Below are 503 nucleotides of genomic sequence, written 5' to 3'. Positions count from 1 at the left end.
GTCGTGCTCTTCGGCAAGCAGCACGTCCGCAACGGCGTGCTGAAGTTCACCCAGCAGAAGAACAAGCGCCGCAAAGCGGTCTCGCTTGAGATCCCGATCCATCCCAAGCTGCAGCACATCATCGACAGCAGCCCTTGCGGCGATCTCACCTTCCTGGTGACCGAGTTCAACAACCCATTCACCGCCAACGGTTTCGGCAACTGGTTTCGCAAGCGCTGCGATGAAGCAGGGCTGCCCCACTGCAGCGCGCACGGGCTTCGCAAGGCGGGCTCAAGCCGCATGGCGGACCGCGGCGCCACCGAGCATCAGATCATGTCGGTGACCGGCCACCAGACCTCAAAAGAGGACAACCGGTACACGAAAGCGGCGCGCCAGAAGGTGAGTGCAAGGACCGCCGTCAAGCTCCTCGCCGACGAGGAATCGGTCGACGAATCGGGAACAAAAGTGTCCAGAAAATAGGGTGGTGTGAAAAGGCTGGACACTTTTAGCCTCTAACTATTTGA

At 59.6% G+C, this 503-nt stretch carries 1 protein-coding gene; it reads left to right on the top strand.

Annotation, left to right across the window (positions count from 1 at the left end; genetic code table 11):
• Positions 1-459 (top strand): tyrosine-type recombinase/integrase (locus tag EN851_RS34190; protein WP_145972394.1); only part of this gene is annotated, 459 nt, incomplete at its 5' end.
• Positions 460-503 lie beyond the last annotated feature (44 nt).

It is taken from the genome of Mesorhizobium sp. M8A.F.Ca.ET.208.01.1.1 (genome assembly GCF_004791315.1).
Taxonomy (GTDB): Bacteria; Pseudomonadota; Alphaproteobacteria; order Rhizobiales; family Rhizobiaceae; genus Mesorhizobium.
Note: the sequence above shows the minus strand (reverse complement) of the source record. Positions and strands in the feature narration are given on the sequence as shown.